This is a genomic window from Streptomyces sp. NPDC046349 (genome assembly GCF_055587885.1).
Genome location: NZ_JBVJFK010000002.1, coordinates 258914 through 277153 on the forward strand (window position 1 = coordinate 258914; position 18240 = coordinate 277153).

Sequence of the window (18240 nt, forward strand, 5' to 3'; positions counted from 1 at the left end):
GTAGGCCCCGCAGGCCCGCAGCCTGTCGGACCCGTAGGACCGACCCGCCCCCCGCAGCCCTCACCGCGGGGGGCGGGTTCCGTTCCCCGGCGGGTCAGAACCGCGACCAGACGTCCGACGCGGCTGCGCCGGCCCAGACCACGTCGCCGTGGCCGTATCCCGGGACCACGGTGAAGGAGACGCGCTCGTTGCCGCCCGCGCGGATCAGCTCCGCACCGCGCGGGTGGTCGCCGCGTCCCAGCTCGGTGTTGATCCAGACCACCTCTGCGGTGATGCGGTCCCACGCGATGCGGTACGTTTCGTCGTCGCCCGCCCAGATCGCTGCGAGATCCCGCATCAGCGCCGCCGACAGGAGGCCGCTGCCGAGAGCCGTGGTCGCCGCGTGCCAGGTCGCCAGCGGGGTGCGGGTCAGCGTGAAGCGGTCCTCCGCGGGAGTCGTGCCGAAGTCGTAGGTCCCGGCGCTGTGCCCCCGGGCGTAGATCCAGTTGGTCGGTCCCGGAAGCGCGGCCGTGCGGATCAGCGCGAAATGGGCGAGCCCGGAGTGGGTGAAGCGCCGCGCCGGGTCCGGCGGCCACGGCACCGGGGAGACCCCGTCCGGATCTGCCACCGCCTTGGCGATCACTGCCGCGAGCCCCGGATCGACCAGGGGGACGCCCTGCGCGAGCTGGGTGGCGTACGCGTCCCGGGTGTCGGCGGCCCGCAGCGCGAGATCGCCCGTGTACGGCCCCGTCGTGTCCAGCGCCACGACCCGGCGCAGCCGCGGCGAGGTGTCGTGCGAGGCCGCGTCCAGCGCGAGGGCGGCCCCGGCCGAGTGCCCGACGTACTCGTACGGCAGTCCCAGTTCGCGGTCCAGCGCGCCCACCACCCGGGCCAGGTCGCGGCGGTGCGCTGCGAGCCCCCGGGCGGCGGAGACGTCGGCCGCCGCGGCGGCGTCCTCGCGCGGGGTGACACCGACGACGAGCAGGCCCCGGCGGCGCAGCGCGTGGGCGAGGTTGCGGTCGCCCCGGATGCCCGGGATGCCCGCGGTGAAGAATTCCGCCGCGAAGTTCAGCCCGCCGCCGGGCAGCAGGTACGCGATGCCCTCCGGGGCCCGAGCCGTGTCCGCGATCACGTCCACGGTCACGGGGGCCGGGCCGCCGTCGTCGAGCGGGAGGGTGAGGCGGATCCAGCCTTCGCCGGGCAGGTAGGCGGCGGTGCCGGTTCCCAGGGCGCGCTCGATGCGGGTCAGCAGTCCGATGCCCCCGGCCGCGTCGCCGTGCTGTCGTTCCCTCAACTGTGTCCCCCCTTGAGCCGGTGATGGCCGAATACCGTCACCCGGAGACACCTTTCCCGGTCAGCGCGTCCCAGCCAAGTCCAGGACGGATTGATCCTGTTCGCTCTCGGCGCGACGGCGCCGCCGCAGCACCCGCACGGTGAGGCCCGCACCCGTCAGTACGAGCAGCAGGCCCACGGCGGGCCACGGCACGGCGACGAAGTCGGTCCCGGAGCGGGAGACGAGATCGGGGTGGCCGGCCGCGGCCGCCGTGATCCTGACGGTCACCCGGTCCGACTGGGGTGCGTCCGGCCACGGTTCGGCCAGCTCGATCCGCTGGCCCGGCAGGAGGGTCAGCTTCAGGTCGCGTCCCGGCCGGTCCAGCACCCGGCGGCCGAACAACCCCTGCGCGGTGATCGCCACGTTCGGCTCGACCACCACGTTGCCCCGGTTGACCAGCGCATAACGGACCGTGGCGCGGGCGTCCTTCACCCAGGGCAGCAGCGGGGCGGACCGGCTGACCCGCACGTCCTCCACGCTCAGCCCGGGCGTGACGGGCCCCGGCACCCGGAAGTACAGGCGGGCGCCCACCGAACGCCGCACCCCGACCTGGACCTTGCCGTCCTGCTGCACGCCCTCCACGGCGGTGCCCAGCGCCACGATCCCGCCCACGTGGTCGCCGGGCGTCGCGTCCGGCGGGACCTTCACGGTGAAGGGGATGTCCTTGCGGCCCTTGGCGGGCACGGTGACGGTGCTCGCCGTCTCCGGCGCCAGGACGATCCACGCGCCGAGGCCCTTCGGCCTGGTCTCCACCGGCAGCAGCGCGAACGCGCCGCCGGCCGGGGTGTTCACCGCGTCGGTGGCGAATACCCGGAACGTCAGCTCCCTGTCGGAGGAGTTCAGGACCGTGACGCTGTCGGAGAGCGTGCTCCCGGCCGCGCCCTGGTGGAAGAAGTACCCGCGAGCGCTCATTGCCGCACCGGCTGCGGGCGTCGGGAACACCCCCCATGTGCCGTTGTCCGCAGCCGTCGCCGGGCGGGCGGGCAGCAGGACGGCGCCCAAGAGGAGCAGGCCGAGGAGCAGGCCGAGGAGCGAACCGTTCAGGGAGGCGCGGGTGCCGGTGCGGGAGCGGCTGGGCGTGCTGCTGCGGGGGCGCATGGGCGGTCTCCAGTCGGCGCGGAAAGGGGGAGGGGTGGTGCGGCGCCGGAGCGCCGCACCACCCTGGCGGAGCGTGCCGTGCGGGTGCCGATCAGGCGATCGAGAAGGTCACGACCGTCTGGTAGGTGTCGGCGAACATGAACGGCGGGAGCTGGATCATCCCGGCGCCGCCGACGGCGAACTCGCCACCGGTCAGCTCGTCGCCCCCGGCGGCCTGGGAGGCCACCTTCATCGGGACGTCGGAGATCGCGCCGGGTGCGCCCGCGGTGCAGGTGCTCGGGCTGTCCGGGTTGGTCACGGTGCAGGACGGCTGGATGCCGATCTGCGCCTTCGCCATCGAGTGACCGGTGGTCTGGTTCAGGAACGGCGTACGGGTCGCGGTCACGTCCCAGCCGAGCGAGCCCCCGCGGAAGTCCTGGACGGTCGCCGCGTTGAAGACCCCGACCACCGACTGGGCCTTGCCGTTGATGGTGACCGAGCCGAAGCTGACGGCCGGCTGGCCGTCCTTCGGGCCCAGGGCCAGCGGCCCGGGAAGGACCTCGACGTCGACGGGGTTCTTCACGCCGGCCTGCTCCTCGAGGAAGACGAAGGCCTTGTACGGGGTGACCGAACCGTCGATCTTGATGGTGTCGGCCTTCTTGGTCACCGTGATGGTGCAGGTGGCGGCGCCGGACGCGTCCGCCGTGCCGGTGCCCGTGTCACCGGTCGCCGCCCCGGCGAGCAGGGCGGAACAGGTGACGGCGCCCGCCGGGAAGTTGGCGCCGCCCACCACGACGGCGGTGCCCGCCGGGCCGCTGTTGGGCGTCAGCTTCGTCGTGACCGGGTCCTTGGGCAGGGCCTCGACGGCGACCGATCCGAGCGAGGCGCTCGGGCGGGGCGCAGGGGTACAGGTGGTGGTGAAGACCGAACCGGAGAGGTCCGCGTCGGTCACCGCCAGATCGAGTGCGACCTGGACGGTCGTGCCCTCGGTACCGTCCGGGATCTTGATGGTTCCGGAGAACGCCTTGGGGTCGAGCGGCTGCCCGGCCACGACGGACACGGTCTCCGGCGGGCTCGTGACCACCTGGGTGGTGGAGCCGACCTTGAGGGTGATCTTGGACGTGTTCACCGTGGTGACGGAGAACGAGGGGATCAGGGGGCTGGCACCCGGGTCGATCGTGATCGGGACGACGTCACCGGCCTTGGCGCCGTCGGGCAGCGTGACGGTCCAGTTCTGGTTGCCCGAGCCGTCCGGCTGAGGCGCCGGGGCGTCGCAGTTCTCGAAGACGGTCGTGGTCTTGGTCGCGGCCTGCGCGGAGCCCGCCAGGCCCACCACTGCGCCGGTCAGGGCCAGCGACAGCGCCCCGGCCCCTGCCAGCACCTTTCGAAGATGCGTTCTCGTACTCACTGGGTCGCGACTCCTTCGTCATGACGAACCCTCCCCCCACCCGCTGTGTGGGGGAGGCCGAGCCGGTGCGGTGGCCGATATTGACGCGTCACGGTGATGAGAAGTCAATGACTTGCTTTCGCCCGAAGCACACAGAAATTGATGGGCCATCAGGGACAGGCTGATGGCCCACCGGGTACCGACCGGCCGGGGTGGTCACGCGCGCCGGGCGGACCGGCCGTCGGTACAGGCCGTGTCCGGGCGGTCCTGCTGCGGTCCTGCTGAGGTCTTCCGCGGTCGCTGCGCTCGGCTCCTGTCGGCACGGCTCGGGGCGCCGCCAGTGCTGCTCGGCGCTGCTCGGGGCGGGGCCGGTGGTCTCGGGGCTGGTCGGGCGGGGGCCAGTGCTGCGTCGTCCCCGGGCAGCCTCGGGTCCGCCCTGGGTCAGTGCCGGTCGGCTGTGATGTGCAGCAGCCGGTTCGGGGTGCCGGTCGGCAGCCCGGTGATCCGGTCGGGTACGGCGCCGCGTACCAGCGCCTCGGAGACCTGCGCCGGGGTGCGCGCCGTGCCGCGGGCCAGGAGCAGAGCGGCGGCTCCCGCCACGTGCGGGGCGGCCATCGAGGTACCGGAGGAGCGGGCGGTGGCGGTGGCGGAGTCCTTCCAGGCGGAGGTGACGGCCACGCCGGGCGCGAACAGGTCGACGCAGGAGCCGTGGTTGGAGAACGACGCCCGGCGGTCTGCGGCGTCGGTCGCGCCGACGGTGAGAGCCTGCGGGACGGAGGCGGGGGACCCGCCGCAGGCGTTCCTGCCCTCGTTGCCGGCGGCCGCGACGAACGTGACCCCGGAGGTCACGATCCGCAGGACGGCGGCGTCCAGGGCGCGGCTGCGGCTGCCGCCCATGCTCATGTTGGCCACGGCCCGAGTGCCCGGGGCGCGGGCGGCGTCCCGGGCCACCCAGTCGAGGCCCTTGATCATGGCCGACAGGCGTCCGTCGCCGCGGCAGTCGGCCACCTTCACGGAGACGAGGGAGACGCCCTTGGCGACCCCGTACGTCTCCCCGCCGACGGTCCCCGCGACGTGCGTGCCATGGCCGTTGCAGTCGCGGGAGCCCTCCAGGAGAACGGCGTTGTGCCCGGCCCGGGCGCGGCCGCCGAACTCCTGGTGGCCGGTGTTGATCCCGGTGTCGAGGACGTAGACGGTGACGGCCTCGGCCTTCGTGCCGTACGTGTACGAGCCGTCGAGCGGGAGCTCGCGCTGGTCGATCCGGTCCAGGGTCCAAGGGGCCGGCGCCTGCGGCCGGGCTTGAGGCGTGTCGGTGGTGCCCGTGGTGGTGCCCGCTGTGGTGCCGGTGGTGCCCGTGGTGACGTCCGTGATGTGGAAGACCGCGTCCGGTTCGACGGAGGCCACCCGGGGGTCGGCGGCCAGGGCGGCGGCCCGCGCGGCCGTGGTGCGGACGGCGAAGCCGTTCAGGGCGGCCTCGTAGACGAACCCGACCTCGTCCCCGGCCTCCGCGGCCTCGGCGGCCAGGGCGCGGGCCGGGGCACGGGAGGCGGTGTCCTTGAGGACGACGACGTAGGGGGCGGTGGAGCCGGATCCGGCGCGGGAGCGGGAGTCGGGGTCGGGCGCCGGTGGGGGGCTCGTGACGGCGGCCGCGAGCAGGGCGGCCGCGGGGATGAGCGTGGCGAATGCGGTTGCGGTCATGCGGCTGATGCTCTGCGAGGGGCGGTGCGGGCGCGCGGAGGGTGCGCCGAGTGGGCGCACGACACGCCGCCGCCCGGGTGCGGTGTGCCGTGTCCATCAGGGCGGATCACCCCTGATCGGCACGGCACGGCACGCCCTACGGGGCGAGTGGCCAGCCGCGCATGGAGAACACGCCCTCGTCGCGGGCCCCGGCGGCGTCGTAGGTGGCCAGCGCGGCCTCGTTGTCGGTGTCGACGCCCACCCACATGCCGTAGCAGCCGCGTTCCCTCGCCTCGTCCGCGAGGGCCAGGGTCAGGGCCCGGCCGATGCCGCGGCGCCGGTAGCCCTCGTCCACGGAGAGCTCGTACAGGCACATCTCGGTGCCCTTGTCGGGGTGGACCATCTCGACGCCGGAGACCATCCCCGCGGGCACACCGTCCACGTAGGCGATGAGCATCAGGTGCCCGGGGGCCATGAGGAAGCGCTCGGACCACTCCTGGCGGGCGGGCCCGTCGAAGAGGGATTCGGCGGCCGAGAGTTCGGCGGGTGTGAAGGCCCGGCGGATGTCCATGGCGGTCACGATAATGCGCGCGCGGCCGGTGGCGGGGCGTAGCCGGGCACGGCGTGGCGGGCGGCACGGACACCCCCGGCCGGGTCGATCCCGAGGGCGACCGGCCTGTCCGCGGCCCGAGGGCTTGAGGGCCCGGGAGAGCAACGGGAGGAGCGACGGGAGGCATGTCGTGGCCGGTCGGGGGCCACCGGATCCGCTGGGTGGAGCCGGGTGACCGCCACCCGTCTGTGCTGGACAACCCCGAGGGCTTCGCCCGAGCCGCCGCCGCGGCCCTGTCGCCCTACGGAACAGCCCTCAGCCCTGGGCCCGCGGTGAAGGGGTGCCGTCGGTCCAGGCATAGACCCGCTTGCCGCGCACCGCCACCTGGTACTGGTGAAAGTCCCGGCACTCGGCGCGGACTTCGGCCCGCAGGGCGCGCGGCCACCACTTGGCGTGCAGGTCGGGCGCGCCCTGTCGCTTCGGGGCGCCCGCCGCGCACTGCGGTCCGTCCAGCGGGGTCTTGCCCAGGTCGAAGCGGATGAGCCGGTCCTGGCCGGTGGTGCGCACGCGTATGCGGACATCGGTGGCGTCCTTGGGTATCCAGGACGGCAGGGCGAAGGGGGCTTCCGTGCGCGTAGGGGCTTGGGCGGCGGTCGCGAAGCGCTTGCCCTTCTCCTTGAACACCTTGTGGTCGATCGTGTCCGTCACGGGGTTGGGCGGGAGGTTGGGCAGGGCGAACGCGGCGGTGGCGAGGACTCCCGCGGTGGCGGCGGCGATGACGAGCGGGCGGCGGTTCATGCCTCCAAGTTTCGGCCGTGAGCTGCCCCGTGCGCGTCCCTCCTCAGAAGGAAACGTGTCCTGGCCGAAGGTCGCACACGGCGTCATACCTGGGAGTGGCTCCGGTCATGGCGGCACGACACCCAGTAACCGGGCGGCACTCGGCCCCGTTGGCCGGATGCCCGTCCGCCCGGCCCCCGAGGACTCCCCATGCACCGTCGCCGCCTCGTCCCCGCCCTCGCCACCGCCACGGCCACGGCCGTGCTCGCCCTGGCGCCCGCCGCCGCCTGGGCCGCGCCCGAGGTCCCGGCCGACAAGCCGCAGGTGCTGAGCCGCTGGACGCAGCCCAGCTCCGCGAGTTACGAGGCCTGGGCCGACGCGCGCGGGCACCGCGCCGCCTGGGCGGCGTACGGCTTCGACTGGTCGACCGACCAGTGCACCACCTCCCCGGACAACCCCTTCGGCTTCCCCTTCGCGGCGGCCTGCGCCCGCCACGACTTCGGTTACCGCAACCACCGGGCGGCAGGGCTGTTCCCGGCGGCGAAGGCCCGGCTCGACGAGGCGTTCCACGCGGACCTGAAGCGGGTGTGCGCCCACTTCTCGGGCAGCCGCAAGCGGTCGTGCGACGGCACCGCGTGGACGTACTACCAGGCGGTCAGGCTCCTCGGTATTTCCTAGGACCTCCCTTTCGGATCCCGCCGGGGCTCGCGAGGTCCGGCACCGCGCCTCACCGCGCTGTCGTCGGTCGCCGATGCTCCGCGTCGACTTCTCCCTCCGCCTCGCGATGCACGGCACCGGACGCCGCTCCCCGGTCCGGCCTGATCCGAAAGAGCCCCCTAGTCGGCCGCCAGGCAGAGCACGGGAACCCGCTGGACCAGGTTGTTGCCGAAACCGCCGCGGTTCCACGGCTGTTCGAGGGGCTGCGTGCGGCCGCCGCTGTCCGTGGCGCGGACGGTGAGGGTGTGGCGGCCCGGTACGGCCGTCCAGGCGCAGCTCCAGGCCTGCCAGGCCCACGGATGCGGATCCGGGGCGGCCAGCTCGGCCCGGGCCCAGCTGAGCCCGTCGTCGGTGCTCACCTCCACCCGGGCGACGGCCCCGTGCCCGGACCAGGCCCGCCCCCGGAGCCGGACGGGCCCGGGGCGCACGACGCGGGTGCGCGACATGAAGTCGGGGAAGCCCGGCGGAACCATCAGGGCGCGCGGCGCGATCCGGGTGACCGGCTCGCCGGGATCGTCCGGCTCGTCGGCGGACCACCGGAAGCGGTAGGCCGCGGACTGCTGGAACCCGGTGAACGGCTCGTCCACGAGCGTGATGTCGCACAGCCATTTGACGTGTGCCATGCCGTACCAACCGGGCACTACCAGCCGCAGCGGGTATCCGTGCTGCGGCGGCAGGGGCAGGCCGTTCATGGCGTACGCGAGCAGCACGCCCGAGTCGTCCGCGGTGGCGTACGGCAGCGGCAGGCTGCGCCGGTAGTCCTGCTCGACACCGCGCTCCACACCGTGGTCGGCTCCCGTGAAGACGGCTTCGACCGCATCGGGCCGCACCCCCGCCCGGTCCAGTACGAGGCCCAGGGGGACCCCGGTCCAGTCGGCGGTACCGACCGCCTCGACGAGCCACGGCTGGCTGACCGGCCGGGGCGACAGGAGTGCCCGGCCGTTGCCCGCGCACTCCATCGTGACCCGGTGGGTGACGGCGGGCAGCGCGTGCAGGGCGTCGAGATCCAACGCGAGCGGCGTGCCGACCCGGCCGCCCACGGTCAGCCGCCAGCCGTCCGCGTCGGCGGCAGGGATGTCGTAGTGGACCAGTACGTAGTGCAGCCCGGGAGGTGTGACGTCGTAGCGCAGGGCTTCCAACGGCAGGCCGTGGTTGCGGGCGGCGAGTGCCAACTCCTCCTCGCCGATGCCCTCACCGGCCGGGGCGATGCGCGCCGGGGCGCTGACATCCCGCACGGACGCCTGCTCCATCTCCCCATGGTCGCGCGTCCCACGCCGCGGGGCACGTCGTCGCGCCCCCGGCCCGTCCCGTCACAGGTGCCGGGCGAACCAGGCACGGGCCAGGGCGGCCACCTCCTCCAGGGCGCCCGGCTCTTCGAAGAGGTGCGTGGCGCCCGGGACCACCTCCAGCCGGTTCTCGCAGCGCAGCTCCCGCTGCGCCGCGCGGTTGAGGTCGAGCACGGTGGTGTCGCGGCCGCCGACGACGAGCAGCGTGGGCGCCCGTACGGCGGCCAGCCGGGGCCCGGCGAGGTCGGGCCGGCCGCCGCGGGACACCACGGCGCCGATGTCCGCATCGGCCGCGGACGCGGCCCACAGCGCGGCGGCGGCCCCGGTGCTCGCCCCGAAGTATCCGATCGGGAGGGACTGGCGCCGGCGCAGCCAGGCGGTGGCGTCCGCGAGCCGTCCGCCCAGGGTCGCTATGTCGAAGACGTTGGCCCGGTCGGCCTCCTCGGCGGGTGTCAGCAGGTCGAAGAGCAGGGTGCCCAGGCCCGCCCTGTTCAGGTCCGCCGCGACGGCCCGGTTCCGCGGGCTGCGACGGCTGCTGCCGGAGCCGTGGGCGAACATGACGACCGCCCCGGCGCCTTCCGGCAGGACCAGGTCGCCGGCCAGGGCCAGACCTCCGGCGTCCACCTCGACCGGTACGGCCCGCGCGGCAGGCCCGGGCGCGGGGCCTGCCGCCCGCGCCAGGAGGGAGACGACCTCCTCGTCGGGGGTCTGGGAGAAGTCCCGGTACCACTCGCCGACGGCCCGGAAGGAGCGCGGCGCGGAGAGGCAGACCACCTCGTCGGTCTCGCCGCGCAGCCGGGCGACCGCGTCGGGCGACGCCACGGGAACGGCCAGCACCACACGGGCCGCGCCCTGGGCCCGTACGACCTGGCACGCGGCGGCGGCCGTGGCGCCGGTGGCGATCCCGTCGTCCACGACGATCACCGTACGGCCGTCGAGCGGGATCCGGGGCCGGTCGCCGCGGAACCTGCGGGCCTGCCGGGCGAGCTCCGCCTCCTCGGCGTGCTCGACGGCAGCCAGCTCCTTCTGCGTGGCGCGGCTGCTGCGGACGATGTCCTCGCTGATGACGCGTACGCCGCCCTCGCCGATCGCGCCGAACCCGAGCTCGCGGTGGTACGGGACGCCGAGCTTGCGGACCACGATCACGTCGAGCGGGGCGCCGAGGGCCCGCGCCACGGGGAAGGCCACCGGGACGCCGCCGCGGGGCAGGCCCAGCACGATGGGACGTTCCCCCTGCAGATGGCGGACGGCTTCGGCGAGCCGCTCCCCGGCGTCCGTACGGTCGGTGAAGAGCACGGGGTTTCACCCCCAACCCGAGGGGAGACGTGAGCACGGACAGCCCCTCTACCGACGCAACCCCACGCGGGGGCTTCCCGCAAGTCGGGGGAGCCGGCGGACCTGGCATCGGCACCCCCAAGCGGAGTGACCCCTTCCGGTGAACGCCTCGCCGGACGGCTCCTTTCAGCCGATCTGTGGCTCGGTGCGGGCGAGTTCGCCCCGCACGACCGCGACGACTGGCGCCGGGCGCGGCCTTCCGGCGCCTCCGAAGCGGGCCCCGGCGCGGCCCCGCGGCCTGTGGGAGCCGCCCCTCGGGCGGGCCGGTCGACCGCTGCGACCTGCGCGAAAGCCCTCCGCGGCGGGAGGGCTTCGGGTGGTGGAGAATATGTGCCCCCGGCAGGACTCGAACCTGCGGCCAAGTGCTTAGAAGGCACCTGCTCTATCCACTGAGCTACGGGGGCCGGAAGGTGGCCCTGGTGGGCCTGGAGCCCCTGGTGGGGGTGGGGCTTCGGTCCGTGCCGGGTCAAGGATAGGGCTCCGGTTGCCTTGTCCCGGTTGCTTCACTCGCGTGCCACGATGTGGAGGTTCGGTGAAGCGGTCCCGATAATCGCAGGCAGGTGCGATTCTCGCATCGCTTTTGCGCCGCGGCGCCCTGGGTGTTGTGCACTCGTTATGCCTGCGCCCCACTCGTCCGTCGTGCCCGGAATGTCCCGCTGAAGTCGCGATCGGCGCGCAGGGGGCGTATAAGCTTCAAAAATGGTCCTAAATTGGGCATTCTTCGCATGTGGTGACCTTGGATGTTCGGCCTCAGCTGCTCGATGCCCTGTCCGCCCTGCGCGACCGGGTCGCGTCCGTACGTCTGCCGTTGCCCCTGCCCGGCGCCCCACGGGCCCGTCAGACCAGAGCCGAGCTGCTCGCGCAGCTCGACGACTACCTCGTACCGCGCCTGAAGGCGCCCGAGGCGCCCCTGCTCGCCGTGGTCGGCGGGTCCACCGGGGCCGGTAAGTCCACCCTCGTCAACTCCCTCGTAGGGCGCCAGGTCAGCGAAGCCGGCGTGCTGCGCCCCACCACCCGCACACCGGTGCTCGTCTGCCATCCCGACGACCACCACTGGTTCGCCGGAATGCGCGTACTCCCCGACCTGATGCGGGTCTGGGTGCCGCACGAGGACGACGAAACGTCCCCCAAGCCCCCCAAGCCCCCCGGCCGGCGCCCGGGCCGCGGCCACGCCGGCGCCCAGGGCGGCCACGAGACCCGCGAGATGCGGATCGAGACCGTCACCAGCCTGCCGCGCGGCCTCGCCATCCTCGACGCCCCCGACATCGACTCCCTCGTCGTCGAGAACCGGACACTGGCCGCCGAACTCATCTGCGCCGCCGACGTCTGGGTGATGGTCACCACCGCCTCGCGGTACGCCGATGCCGTCCCCTGGAACCTCCTGCGCACCGCCAAGCAGTACCGGGCCACCCTCGTCACCGTCCTGGACCGCGTCCCGCACCAGGTCCTCGCCGAGGTCTCCCGCCAGTACGGGGCCCTGCTCACCAAGGCCGGACTGGGCGACGTACCGCGCTTCACCGTCCCCGAACTCCCCGAATCGACCGGCGGCGGCGGACTGCTGCCCACCAGCGCCGTCGCCCCGCTGTTCGCCTGGCTCGCCCACCACGCGCAGGACCCGGCGGCCCGCCAGTACGCCGTCGGGCGCACCGCCCTCGGCGCGCTGGACTCCCTGGGGCGGCGGATGCCCGAACTCGCCTCCGCCGTCGCCGCCCAGCACGCCGCCGCCGTACGGCTGACCTCGGCCGTCGAGGACGCCTACCGGCGCGAGGGCAAAAGGGTCCGGAGCCGCCTCGACCGCGGTGCCGTACTGGCCGGCGACGCGCTGACCCGGTGGCGCGGCTACCCCCTCGACACCAGTGCCGACGAACTGCTGGACTCCCTCGCCGAGTCCCTCGCCGCCCTGCTCCAGTGCGCCGTCGCCGCCGCCGACGAGCGGATCGCCGAAGCCTGGCGGCGCGAACCGGCCTCCGGTGCGCTGGCCCTGCCCACGCCCGACAGGGAGGCGGGGGAACGCATCGGCATGGCCGTACGCCGCTGGCGGCGCGTGCTGGAGGAACTCGCCGAGGAGGAGGTGGCCCGGCTCGACAGGCAGCCGACACCCGACGCCGACGCCGTCGCGGCCCTTCTCGTCGCCGCGCTGCTCGGCGGCAAACGGGCCCGGCCCGCCGGGGAGAAGCTCGCCGAGCGGATCGGCGCCCAAGCCGCCCTGCGGCTGCGCGACAAGGGCGGGGAACTGGTCGGCGACCACCTCGACGAGGTGCTGCGCGGCGAACGCGACCGACGCCTGGCCCCGTTGGAAGCACTCGAAGTGACCCCGGAACCGCAGGCCGAACTCATCGCCGCGCTGTCCGTACTGCAGAAGGAGAGGTGACGCCGTGACCGCCCTGACCGACCGCACCGACGACCGCTGGGACGACGGGTTCATCGCGCGTTCCCGCCCCCGCCCCGTCGAAGCGGGCGAGGAGGACGCCGCCGACGCGGACGGCGAGGGCGACGAAGCGCTCGTACGGGCCGTCTCCGGCGCGGGCAGCGACGGCGGCAAGTCCTCGGCGCCCCCGCTCAGCCCCGAGGCGCAGGCCCTGCGCCAGCGCCTCGACGCACTGCGCCAGCTGGTCGGGCTCTCCCGGACCCGGCTCGACGGCAAGACCCTCGCCGAGGCCGGACGGGTGCTGGACGAGGCCGCCGCGCGCCGCGGGCTCTCACCCCAGCACACGGTCGTCGCGATCGCCGGAGCGACCGGAAGCGGCAAGTCCACGCTCTTCAATTCACTCGCCGGGGTACAGATCTCCGAGACCGGGCTGCGCCGCCCGACCACCGCCGCGCCCATCGCGTGCAGCTGGTCGGACGGGGCCGCCGGGCTGCTGGACCGGCTGGAGATCCCCGGACGGCTGCGGCGCCGGCCCCGCGAGACCCCGGAGGCCGAGGCCCTGCGCGGGATGGTCCTCGTGGACCTGCCGGACCTGGACTCGGCGCTGGGTGCGCACCGCGAGCACGTGGACCGCGTACTGGCGCTGGTCGACGCCGTGGTGTGGGTCGTCGACCCGGAGAAGTACGCCGACGCGGTGCTGCACGAGCGGTACCTGCGCCCGCTGGCCGGACACGCCGAGGTGACCTTCGTGGTGCTCAACCAGGTGGACCGGCTGCCCGGCGAGGCCGCCGACCTGGTCCTGGACGACCTGCGCCGGCTGCTCGACGAGGACGGCATCGCGCTCGGCGAACACGGCGAGCCCGGCGCGACGGTCCTCGGGCTGTCCGCCCTGACCGGTGACGGCGTCGGGGAGCTGCGCGAACTGCTCGGGCAGTTCACCCAGGAGAAGGGCGCCGCGACCCGGCGGATCTCGGCGGACGTGGACCGCGCGGCCGTCCGGCTGCGGCCGCTGTACGTCGCCGACGGCCACCCCGGACCCGAGATCGGGGAGGTGGCGCGCGCCGAGTTCGAGGACCGGCTCGCCGAGGCGGTCGGGGCCTGCGCGGCCGGGCTCGCCGCCGAACGGGCCTGGCGGCGCAACGCCGGCAAGGCGTGCGGAACCCCGTGGCTGCGGCTGTGGCGCTGGTACGAGAACCGCCGCGCACCGCGCACCCTGGCGGGCCTGGCCGCCCTGGCGGCGATCGGCGGCCGGGGCCAGACGGCCGCGCCGGCTCCGGCCGAGGAGGAGGTGACCGCGCGTCAGCGGGTGGAGCAGGCCGTGCGGGTGGTCGCCGACGAAGCCGTCGCGGGCCTGCCCGAACCGTGGGCGCAGGCCGTCCGGGAGGCGGCCGTGCGCGGTGCGGACCGGCTTCCGGAGGCGCTCGACGAGATCGCGGTGACGCTCGGGCCCGCCGCCGCCGCGCCGAACGCCAAACCCCCGCGGCCCGCGTGGTGGCCGGTGGCGGTGCTGGCACAGGCGGCCATGACCCTGCTCCAGATCTTCGGCGGGCTGTGGCTCGTCGGTCAGATCGTCGGGGTCCTGGAACCGCAGCTGATGCCGCCGGTGCTGCTCATGGTGGCGGGCATCATCGGCGGCCCGCTCGTGGAATGGGCCTGCTCCATCGCGGCGCGGGGCCCGGCGCGGCGGTACGGGCAGGACGCGGAGCGCAGGCTGCGGCAGGCGGCGGCCGGATGCGGACGGGCCCGGGTGCTGGAACCGGTGGCGGCGGAGTTGCTGCGCTACCGCGAGGTGCGCGAACAGTACGCCGCGGTCGCCGCAGGGGGGAGCCGGTTGTCCACAACCCGCCAGTAGTCCACAGGCCGGAGCGGGAAACCGGCCGCGGGCCGCAGCATGGCTCGTAGCCCGTACGGATGGTCCGTGCGGGCCGGGACGACGGGGGAGGACGGTCGGGATGTACGACACCCAGGTGACGTTGGTGGGGCACGTGGCGACGCAGGTCGACTACAAGGAGACGGTGAACGGCCCGTCGGCGCGGTTCCGTTTCGCGGTGACGCCCCGGTACTTCGACCGGCGCAAGGACGCCTGGACGGACGGGACCACGAGCTTCTACACCGTGTGGGCCCGGCGCACCCTCGCCGTGAACCTCGCCGGTTCCGTATCGGTGGGCGAGCCGCTGGTGGTGCACGGGCGGTTGCGCGTGCGGGACGACCCGCCTGACGGGGAGGGCAGCCGGCGCTTCGGCGCGGAGATCGACGCGACCGCCATCGGGCACGACCTGAACCGGGGCACGGCGGCCTTCAGGCGAGTGGTGAGAACCGATCATCCGCTGATGGACACTCAGAAGGCGGCGGTGGGTTGAGTGTTCGAGGCGGATAGGATTCCCCGGTACTCACGGGCACCTGGGTCTTTGGCCCGAAGGGGAAGACTGTGTCGATTGCCGTTCCCGCATCCTCCACTCCTGCTCCCGCTCCTGCTGTTCCCGCTCCTGCTCCCGCTGCTCCCGCACCCGCTGTTCCCGCAGGCGCTTGCGCCCCTGGTCCCGGCCCGTTCGAACCCGCCGCGGCGGTACGGGGCTCCGCGCGCCGGCCGCTCGCGGCCGCCCTGCTCGCCGCGGCCCTCGCCACCGCGCCCGGCGCCCGGGCCGCCGCCGACTCCGGCCCTCCGGCGCCCCGCTCACCGGAGGGCGCGAGCGCCGTCCTGGACGGGCTGAAGACGTTCGGGCAGGCGGTCCTCCACGGCGGCGACGGATCGGTGCGGCACATCCCCGCCGGCCTGTACGAGATGCGGGTCGACGGCGGCGGGATGCTCCAGACGTACGGGGTCGGGGTGGCGGGCAACGCCCAGCCGCAGGCCCGGTACACGGAGAGCGGCTGGAGCGGCAGCCCGCTGGCGGGCAACGGGCAGGCCGGGCGGATCCGCTGGGTGCTGGAGCACTCCTACCCCCAGCTGAACGACCTGGCCGGGCTCGCCAAGGCGGCCGGAGCCGTGTCGCTCACCGCGGAGAGCGCGGCGGCCGGTACCCAGGTGGCGATCTGGCGGCTCGCGGACGGCGTGCGCGTCGAGGCGGCTGACCCGGCCGCGGAGAAGCTCGCCGACTATCTCCAGCGGGCGGCGGGACAGCTGCCGGAGCCGCCCGCCTCTCTGGGGCTCGACCCCGGCGACGTCTCGGGGCCGGTCGGTACGCGGCTCGGCCCGGTGACCGTGCGCACCGGCGCGCGCAGCGTGTCGGTCGTCCCGGACGCGGCGGCCGTCGCCATGGGGGTGCGCGTCGTGGACGCCGACGGGCAGCCGCTGACCACGGCGGTCAACGGGAGCCGGATCTACTTCGAGGTGCCCGCGGGCACCCCCGACGGGACGGCCTCGGTCACCGTCCAGGGGGCGACCAGGGTGCCCGTCGGCCGGGTATTCACCAGCGGCGTCCCCGCCCAGGCGCAGATCGTGGCCGGCTCCAGCGAGTCCGTGGCCGCCGCCACGGCGCGGGCGGCCTGGCAGCCGGCCCCGGCGCCCGAGGCCGGCGCGACCCCGGCATCGGACCCGGGCGCCGGCTCGGCGGCGGTCGCGCTGGGCGCGCAGTCCGCGTCGCTCCCCACGTCCTCCCCGGACGAGGAGCGGCTGGCGACCAGCGGCAGCTCGGCCGCCACGCCCGTCATCGCCTCCCTGGCGGTGGGCCTGGTCGTACTGGGCGGCCTCGTCGTCCTGCTGCTGCGCAAGCGCCCCCTCGACGAGGAGGAGTAGGAGAGGAGTGGGAAGGGAAGGAAGGCCGGCCGGCGCGGAGCGCCGGGCCGGTTCCGCCACGGGATCGGGGGTAGAGGCAGAAGATGGTTGATCAAGAACTGACCTGGACCGGCACCTTCGCGCGGTGGGACCGCCGGCTCTTCGACGCCGTGGCCCGCAGGCACTGGCCCGGCGCCGACCGCGTGCTGCCGCGCCTGGGGCGTGCCGCGAACCACGGGGTGCTGTGGGGCGGGGCCGCCGCTGCCATCGCCGTCTTCGGATCGGCCCGGGCGCGCAAGGCCGCCCTGCGCGGGGCGGCCTCACTGGCGCTGGCCTCCTCCACCATCAACACCGTCGGCAAATGGTCCGTACGCCGCCCCCGGCCGCTGCTGGAGGGAGTGCCCGTGGTGCGGCAGCTGGCCGTGCAGCCGCAGACCACCTCCTTCCCGTCCGGGCACTCGGCGTCCGCCTTCGCCTTCACCGCCGGGCTGGCGCTCGAGGCCCCCGCCCTCGGCGCCGCGCTCGCCCCGGTCGCCGCGTCGGTGGCGTTCTCCCGCGTCTACACCGGAGTGCACTACCCCTCCGACGTGGTCGCGGGCGCGGCGCTGGGCGTCGCCGCCGCCCTCGTCGTACGCCGGCTCGCGCGGGACGTGCAGGAGGCCCGGGCCGTGCCGGGCGACGAACCGAAGGCGATCGGGGTCCCGGCGCTGCCCGACGGGGCCGGGCTGACGGTGGTCGTCAACACCGGGTCCGGGACGGCGGCGGCCGTGCAAGACGTACTGCGCGCCCGGCTGCCCAAGGCCGAGGTGGTCGAGTGCACGGGCGGGGACCTGCTTCCCGCACTCGCTGAGGCGGCCGCGCACGCCACCGTACTCGGGGTGTGCGGCGGCGACGGCACCATCAACGCGGCCGCCACCGCCGCCCTGCGGGCCGGGGTACCCCTGGCCGTGTTCCCCGGCGGCACCCTCAACCACTTCGCGCTCGACCTCGGCCTCATCGGACCCGAGAGCACCTGCGAGGCCCTGGAACACGGAGAGGCCGTCCACATCGGCGTGGGCCGCTTCTCCCCGGGACCCGGCCCAGACGGCGAGCCCGGCTACTTCCTGAACAACTTCAGCATCGGCGCCTACCCGGAACTGCTGCGCCACCGGCTGCGCTGGGGCCCGCGCATCGGCGGCGGCCCGGCCGCGCTGCTGGCCGCCTGGAAGGTCCTGCGCGCCGAGCGGCCCGTACGGCTGCGACTGGCCGGACGGCCACGCAGTGTCTGGCTTCTCTTCGCAGGCAACGGCACCTACCACGGCACCGGCCCCACCCCGGGCCGCCGCGACAGCGTCGGCGAGGGTCTGCTCGACCTGCGGGTCGTCTACGGCGGCGGACGGCCCGGCCCCCGCCTGCTGGCCGCCGCCTTCGCCGGCCCGCTGAGCCGGTCCCCGGTCCACGCCGCCACCCACCTGCGCAGCCTGCGCATCGGGTCCGTTCCGAAGGGCACCCCGCTCGCCTACGACGGCGAATACGCCAAGGCGCCGGGCGAACTGGTCCTCGACACCCTCCCCGGGGCCCTCACGGTCTACCGCCCCCTCTGACGCCCGCCCCGCGGAACCGGGGCGGGCCGGGGGCCCGGACAAGGCCGTCCGGAAGCGGCACGAACCCGGCCGGATCGTCAGGACGCGGCCACTGCATCCTCCGGCCCCCAGCATCCTCCGGCCCCCAGCATCCTTCGGCGACTGCATCCTTCGGCCTACTGCCACCTCGGCCCTGTGGAGGACGACCCCGCGGCGCGGCCGCGAGAGGGTTGACCCGTGCGGACAACCATCGGATACACCGTCGAGAGCATCGGCTACGTCGTAGGAGTCCAGGGGCTCCTCGGCTTCGCCTCCCGAACCTTCTTCGGTACGGAGTGGGGGTGGCTGCACAAGGTCGTCGACCTTCCGTCCGCCGCCCACCTGGGCATCGTCGCCGTCGGGCTGGCGCTCGTCGCCGTCGGGGTGAAGGCACGGAAGGCGCCCCCGCGCCGGGAAGCGGCCTGACCGGACCCGCCT

15 protein-coding genes and 1 tRNA gene are annotated in these 18240 nt (G+C 74.7%); 7 read left to right on the forward strand and 9 right to left on the reverse strand.

Translation table 11 applies throughout. From position 1 onward, the window contains the following. Nucleotides 1–94 precede the first annotated feature (94 nt). The 6 genes from ACZ6JS_RS04840 to ACZ6JS_RS04865 all read right to left on the reverse strand — a co-directional run bounded on the left by ACZ6JS_RS04840 (nt 95) and on the right by ACZ6JS_RS04865 (nt 6801). Nucleotides 95–1273, reverse strand: a complete 1179-nt coding sequence (locus ACZ6JS_RS04840; RefSeq protein WP_469295794.1) for a hypothetical protein — start codon at nt 1271–1273, stop codon at nt 95–97. 60 nt (nt 1274–1333) lie between these two features. Beyond that, a complete protein-coding gene (locus tag ACZ6JS_RS04845) occupies nt 1334–2410 on the reverse strand; it encodes a WxL protein peptidoglycan domain-containing protein (protein WP_469295795.1) in 1077 nt (358 codons plus the stop codon). A 91-nt stretch (nt 2411–2501) separates the two neighbouring features. Continuing rightward, complete coding sequence (locus ACZ6JS_RS04850) at nt 2502–3797, reverse strand: hypothetical protein (protein ID WP_469295796.1); 1296 nt, start codon at nt 3795–3797, stop codon at nt 2502–2504. A 420-nt stretch (nt 3798–4217) separates the two neighbouring features. Next, on the reverse strand, nt 4218–5474 hold the full coding sequence (locus tag ACZ6JS_RS04855) for a S8 family peptidase (RefSeq protein ID WP_469295797.1): 1257 nt from the start codon (nt 5472–5474) through the stop codon (nt 4218–4220). Nucleotides 5475–5610: 136 nt separating this feature from the next. After that, on the reverse strand, nt 5611–6024 hold the full coding sequence (locus ACZ6JS_RS04860; RefSeq protein ID WP_469295799.1) for a GNAT family N-acetyltransferase: 414 nt from the start codon (nt 6022–6024) through the stop codon (nt 5611–5613). A gap of 294 nt (nt 6025–6318) precedes the next feature. Then, nucleotides 6319–6801: a hypothetical protein gene (locus ACZ6JS_RS04865; RefSeq protein ID WP_469295800.1), complete on the reverse strand. Its 483-nt coding sequence runs from the start codon at nt 6799–6801 to the stop codon at nt 6319–6321. A gap of 189 nt (nt 6802–6990) precedes the next feature. Between ACZ6JS_RS04865 and ACZ6JS_RS04870 the strand changes: the two genes are divergently transcribed. Beyond that, entirely contained in the window at nt 6991–7458 is a 468-nt protein-coding gene (locus ACZ6JS_RS04870; RefSeq protein ID WP_469295801.1) for a phospholipase, read from the forward strand. 158 nt (nt 7459–7616) lie between these two features. On the opposite strand, the gene ACZ6JS_RS04875 is transcribed toward ACZ6JS_RS04870, so the two are convergent. The 3 genes from ACZ6JS_RS04875 to ACZ6JS_RS04885 all read right to left on the reverse strand — a co-directional run bounded on the left by ACZ6JS_RS04875 (nt 7617) and on the right by ACZ6JS_RS04885 (nt 10522). After that, the gene (locus ACZ6JS_RS04875) at nt 7617–8747 is read right to left on the reverse strand and encodes a sulfite oxidase (RefSeq protein ID WP_469295802.1); all 1131 of its coding nucleotides are present in this window, start codon (nt 8745–8747) and stop codon (nt 7617–7619) included. A 60-nt stretch (nt 8748–8807) separates the two neighbouring features. Then, entirely contained in the window at nt 8808–10079 is a 1272-nt protein-coding gene (locus ACZ6JS_RS04880; protein WP_469295803.1) for a phosphoribosyltransferase family protein, read from the reverse strand. A gap of 370 nt (nt 10080–10449) precedes the next feature. After that, nucleotides 10450–10522, reverse strand: a tRNA-Arg gene (locus ACZ6JS_RS04885). Nucleotides 10523–10854: 332 nt separating this feature from the next. Here ACZ6JS_RS04885 and ACZ6JS_RS04890 point away from each other — a divergent pair. From ACZ6JS_RS04890 to ACZ6JS_RS04915, 6 genes are all read left to right on the forward strand, one after another. Then, nucleotides 10855–12489, forward strand: coding sequence for a dynamin family protein (locus ACZ6JS_RS04890; RefSeq protein WP_469295804.1), 1635 nt, complete (start codon nt 10855–10857; stop codon nt 12487–12489). Nucleotides 12490–12493: 4 nt separating this feature from the next. After that, on the forward strand, nt 12494–14338 hold the full coding sequence (locus ACZ6JS_RS04895; protein ID WP_469295805.1) for a GTPase: 1845 nt from the start codon (nt 12494–12496) through the stop codon (nt 14336–14338). A gap of 100 nt (nt 14339–14438) precedes the next feature. Continuing rightward, nucleotides 14439–14846 (forward strand): single-stranded DNA-binding protein, encoded by a 408-nt coding sequence (locus ACZ6JS_RS04900; RefSeq protein WP_469295807.1) that lies wholly within the window; start codon nt 14439–14441, stop codon nt 14844–14846. A gap of 68 nt (nt 14847–14914) precedes the next feature. Next, complete coding sequence (locus ACZ6JS_RS04905) at nt 14915–16222, forward strand: thioester domain-containing protein (protein WP_469295808.1); 1308 nt, start codon at nt 14915–14917, stop codon at nt 16220–16222. 83 nt (nt 16223–16305) lie between these two features. Then, nucleotides 16306–17784 carry a phosphatase PAP2 family protein gene (locus ACZ6JS_RS04910; protein WP_469295809.1) on the forward strand — a complete coding sequence of 493 codons (1479 nt, stop codon included), beginning with the start codon at nt 16306–16308 and terminating at the stop codon, nt 17782–17784. Nucleotides 17785–18000: 216 nt separating this feature from the next. Beyond that, entirely contained in the window at nt 18001–18228 is a 228-nt protein-coding gene (locus tag ACZ6JS_RS04915) for a hypothetical protein (protein WP_469295810.1), read from the forward strand. Nucleotides 18229–18240: the final 12 nt, after the last annotated feature.